Source organism: [Lactobacillus] timonensis (genome assembly GCF_900240275.1).
In the GTDB taxonomy this organism is placed as follows: domain Bacteria; phylum Bacillota; class Bacilli; order Lactobacillales; family Lactobacillaceae; genus Limosilactobacillus; species Limosilactobacillus timonensis.
On record NZ_LT964764.1, the window covers coordinates 1 to 5,426 of the forward strand.

The 5,426-nt window shown below is 42.0% G+C and carries 3 protein-coding genes and 1 pseudogene; all 4 read left to right on the top strand.

Annotated elements, in window-relative coordinates; translation table 11 throughout:
- Window positions 1-259: 259 nt before the first annotated feature.
- Complete coding sequence (locus C1710_RS07920; protein WP_102281846.1) at window positions 260-463, top strand: helix-turn-helix domain-containing protein; 204 nt, start codon at window positions 260-262, stop codon at window positions 461-463.
- Between the two features lie 8 nt (window positions 464-471).
- The gene (locus C1710_RS07925) at window positions 472-3,588 is read left to right on the top strand and encodes a type I restriction endonuclease subunit R (protein ID WP_102281849.1); all 3,117 of its coding nucleotides are present in this window, start codon (window positions 472-474) and stop codon (window positions 3,586-3,588) included.
- A 9-nt stretch (window positions 3,589-3,597) separates the two neighbouring features.
- Window positions 3,598-5,247 carry a type I restriction-modification system subunit M gene (locus tag C1710_RS07930; protein WP_102281851.1) on the top strand — a complete coding sequence of 550 codons (1,650 nt, stop codon included), beginning with the start codon at window positions 3,598-3,600 and terminating at the stop codon, window positions 5,245-5,247.
- Window positions 5,240-5,426 (top strand): annotated as a pseudogene (locus C1710_RS07935) (restriction endonuclease subunit S); the annotation flags it as partial. The gene C1710_RS07930 and the pseudogene C1710_RS07935, both read left to right, overlap by 8 nt.

Consider the following 5,426-nt stretch of genomic DNA (forward strand, 5'->3'; position numbering starts at 1 on the left):
TTCCACGGAAGATTGGCCATCAAGATATTTTTGGACAATCTCAGCTTTCAGTGTTGGTGAATATTTAGTCAAAAAAAGTACCTCACAATCGTTAGATGATTTTGTCTAACAATTATGGGGCACTTCATAATCTCAAGGGCGGTTTTTATTGTACAGTAGAACATTTTTAAATATACGCGATCCTAAAGAAATATTTTTTTCTCACGGCATAAGTAGTACAATTCAAGGGATAAGCGTTTACATCAAACGAGGTAGGTATATGTATTTTAGCTATAACAAGCTGTGGAAATTATTAATTGACCGCGGCTGGAAAAAGAAAGACTTGCAGCAAGCAAGCGGGGTTAGTTCAACCTCCATTGCGAAGCTGGGAAAAGATGGCAACGTCACAACAGAAGTCTTGCTAAAGATTTGCAGGGCGTTGAATTGCGATGTTGGGGATATTATGGAAGTAAAGACGAAGTAGGAGCACGTATGACTGTTGAAACTAATGAATTAAGGTTTGAAAACCAGTTGATTGACCACTTAGTAAATATGGGTGGTAGCAAGCAGTGGGAATATTTACCGGAAATTAAAACGACTGAACAACTGTGGGCTAACTTTAAACGAATCCTCGAAAACAATAATCAGGATCGGTTAGACAAGCCATTATCACAAGCGGAATTCAATCAAGTAAAGGCCGTTATTAGCCAATTAAAGACACCTTACCAAGCGGGACAATTTCTTTACGGGATTAATGGCATTTCAGAAGTAGAAATTGACTTGGATGATGGTCATCATACTTACTTAACGGTCTTTGATCAAGATCAAATTGGTGCTGGTAATACTGTTTATCAAATTGTCAACCAGATTGAACGACCAGCAGTGATTCCGGGGCGGAAATCACGACGGTTTGATATTACGATGCTGATCAACGGGCTGCCGATTCTTCAGATAGAGGAAAAAGCAGATGGTCACCGGGCAACTGAAGCTCTTAACCAAATGCACCAGTACATTGACGAGGAGCAATATACTGACATCTTTTCTACGCTGCAAGTCCTCGTGGCGATCACACCGCACGATGCCCGTTACATGGCAAATACTCCTTCTGAGAAGTTTAATACGGACTTTGCTTTTCAGTGGCAACGGGAAAAAGATAATAGGGTTGTTACTGATCCTTTGGAATTTGCGAATGCCATGTTATCAATTCCAATGGCACACCAGATGGCCACAAACTACATGATCTTGGATGGGACCCCTAATCACCAGATGATTAAGATTATGCGGCCATACCAGATGTATGCGACTAAACGGGTTATCAATAAGATTCGAAATCATAATTTTGGGGTTGAAGACAAGCGAATTGGTTATGTCTGGCACACGACTGGTTCGGGGAAAACGATTAGTTCTTTTAAGGCTGCATGGCTAGCTTCACGGTTGCCTAATGTTGATAAAGTAGTCTTTATGGTGGACCGAGTTGCTTTGACTAATCAAACAGTCGATGAGTATAAGGCTTACGATCCCGAAACCAATGAGAATGGTAACAACGGAGTAGTGACGGATACCGCTAACCGGTGGGCACTAGCTAATAAACTGAAAAAGAAGGGAAATGGCATCATTGTTACTTCCACTCAGAAAATGGATGCCATGGTGCGGAGTAAGAACTATAAGCCACTGGATAAGAACATTGTCTTTATTGTTGATGAAGCCCACCGTTCAACGTCTGGTGACATGCTCAAGCGCATTAAGGATGCTTTTCCTAAGTCTGCCTGGGTGGGCTATACTGGTACCCCTGTCTTCCCAGATAAGGATGGTAAGAGCAAGGTGCCGACGACTCGTGACATTTTTGGCAATGTTATTCATATTTACACTATTCAGGATGCCATCAAAGATGGAAACGTCCTTGGCTTTAAGGTCGATTTTAAGACGACCTTAGCGGAAGAAGTCCTGAAGAACGAATATCTACCACGCTATTTCCATTACCGTTACCCGAAGATGAGTGATCAAGCTATTGAGGCGCGGATTAATAACCTTCATGACGAAGATATGGATGACATGATTGAACCAAGTGTCTATGACGAGAACGAAAAGCACGTTCAAAAGGTTGTTCAAGACATTATTGAAAATTGGGACAAACGGTCAGTTCATGGTAAATATAACGCAATTTTAACGACGCATGTTGGTGGTGGTAAAGCCTCCACGCCAATGGCGATGATGTACTATCGTGAATTTAAGAAGCAAAGTGCTACAGCAGATCACCCACTACGAGTAGGGATTACGTTTAGCCAAGACACTTCCAATAGCGACAACCAACTAAATACAAACCGATCACTGCGAGAAGCCATTGATGACTACAACAAGATGTTTGGCACCAGCTTTGGTGATAGAGATGTCAAGGAGTATACCGAACAAGTTGTCTCTCGGCTTAATCGGACGATTGATGATGGAAAGTACTTTGACATTGTCATTGTCGTTGACCAGTTGTTGACTGGGTTTAATGCGCCACAGATGAACACTCTTTATGTAGATCGAACGCTGAGTGGCTCTGCGTTGATCCAGGCTTATTCACGGACTAACCGAGTCTTTGATAACCAAACTAAGCCTTACGGGCGGATTGTTAACTATCGTTGGCCTACTCATACTGAGAAATTAATGGATGAGGCCTTGGAAGAATACGCCAACAGGCAGTCTGCAGATATTCAGTTGAAGCTGGATGGTACGGATGATGATACCGGTGGATTGATTGCTCCTTCATTTAAGAAAGTTAAACAAGAATTGCATAAGATTGTTAACCGGTTGGCAACATTTACTGATGACTTTCAAGATATTCCGGCCAGCGAAAACGCTCGTGGACAGATGCTCCAGGATCTTCGTCAATATAACCACTGGATGGCATTGGCAAAGCAGGATGATGATTATGATGACCAACATCCTGAGAAGTTGCTTACGGAACTGGGAATGTCAACTGATGATGAAGTACGTTTGACGACGACATTAGCTAACCAGTTGAAAGATAAGGTGGCTCAAGACCGGAAGATTTTTGATGTTTCTCAAATTGACCTTCAAATGGAAAAGGTCAAAGAAGTCAAAGTTAACTGGGATTACCTCGAAGAATTAATTGCGGAAGTTCTTAACAAGTACCACGATAATGATATAGAGGGCGCTAAGGAGTCTGCTAATAAAGCTCAAGAAATGACTGACCAACTAGATGACCGTTCATTTGCCACTAAGATTAAGAGGTTCTTGAAGGGAATCTTTAGTGGTAAAGTCAAGAATGCTAACTACCCAGTTAAGCAACAGCATGTACGTGGGTTGATTAACCAAAATAATCAAGACAACATGCGGACTGCCATTCTTGACTACAAGAAGAAGTGGGGATTGATGGATATTCAAGATTCCCAGTTGGTTAATAGGATCATCGAAAACCACGCCGTGGGTGCTGATGATTTAAATTCAGCGGGGGAATTAGACAGTATCGTACGGGAAGCACACTCGGTTTACAAGACAGATGCTGAATCAGAAGATGTGAAGAAACTGTCAAAGATTAAATACCGAACGCACTTACGCCGTGACATTACTAAATTTGCGGACCAAATTAAACAAAACTATTAGGAGAATTTTATGACTGAAGCAAAAGACGTTACAAACAAGTTATGGGATATGGCTAACCGCCTTCGCGGAACGATGGATGCCAATGAATACCGGAATTACATTCTGGGATTTATGTTCTATCGTTACCTGTCTGAATACCAGGAAGCCCACCTGATTAAGGAAGAGCTGGTAGAACCTAAGCAAGGGCAAAGTGTCAACGACGCCTATGTTGAAGCAGCTTCTGGGGATGATTTAAATGACTATCTGGAAGCAATCGCTGACTCGCTGGGTTATGCTATTGAGCCCCAGTATACCTGGGCTTCTATTATGGATAAGGTCCACAATAATAAGATTGCGGCGTCAGACTATCAGGATATGATTGATAGTTTTAACCATAACCTGAATTTGAATAAGCACGCCAAGGTTGACTTTACTGGTGTGTTCAATGACATGAACCTCAGTAATGACCGGTTGGGAAAGAGTACAGCAGCTCGTGCAAAGGCCTTAACTGAAACCATTGACTTGATTGATGGCGTCAACTACAAGGACGACAATGGCAAGGATATTCTCGGTAATATTTACATGTACCTCATTTCAAAGTTTGCTAGAAACGCTGGAAAGGGTGCTGGGGAATTTTTTACTCCACAACAAGTTTCAGAGGTTTTAGCTAAGTTAGTGGCAATCAATGTATCACAAGAAATTACTAGGCCAACCGTCTACGACTTTGCTTGTGGTTCAGGCTCATTGCTACTGAAAGTGGCACGTCAGTTTCCTGGTAAGACAGTAATTTATCATGGGCAGGAACTTAATACATCAACTTATAACTTAGCCCGGATGAACCTGATGATGAATGGGGTTCGTTACGTTAACATGGATCTGCGGAATGCTGATACGCTGGAAATGGATTGGCCAGATGGTGTCGATACTCAAGGTGTGGACCATCCGCGGAGTTTTGATATGGTTGTAGCTAACCCGCCATATTCGGCTCGTTGGGACAATAGTGATAAGAAGTTAAAGGATCCGCGTTTCAAAGAGTACGGGGCCTTGGCACCAAAAACGAAGGCCGACTATGCTTTCTTACTGCATGGTCTTTATCACTTGAAGTCAACTGGAACGATGGCGATTGTTTTACCACATGGGGTATTGTTTCGGGGTGCGAAGGAGGCCAAAATCCGCAAGGCTCTGTTAGAGAAGAATCAGATTGATGCCGTTATTGGCCTTCCCGCTAACTTATTCTATTCAACCGGGATCCCAACGGTGGTTCTTATACTGAAGAAGAACAAACAGACTCGTGATGTCCTCTTTATCGATTCAAGTAAGTATTTTGAAAAGGGAAAGAATCAAAACGTTCTTCGTCAATCAGATATTCAAAAGATTATTGACACTTATCGTGACCGAAAGGACGTGGACAAGTATGCCCATGTCGCGACCATGGACGAGATTAAGGAAAATGACTTTAATCTGAATATTCCACGTTATGTTGACACTTTTGAACCGGAACCGCCAGTAGATTTAGGGGAAGTTACTAAGGAATTGAAGGAGACTCAGGAAAAGATTAACAAGAACGAAAGTGAGCTCCTTTCCATGATGAAAGAGTTAACTTCCAAAGACCAAAAGGTACAAAATGATTTGGACGAATTTATCCAAATGTTGGAAAACGAGGTGAAGCGCAATGGCTAAGAAGGTAGAAAAGCGGGTGCCCAACCTCCGTTTTAAGGGCTTCACTGATGATTGGGAGCAGCGTAAGTTAAAGAAGGAATACGATAAAATAGGAAATGCTTTTGTTGGAACTGCCTCTCCTTATTATGTTAAAAATGGTCACTTTTATTTAGAGTCTAATAATATAAAAGACGGACAGA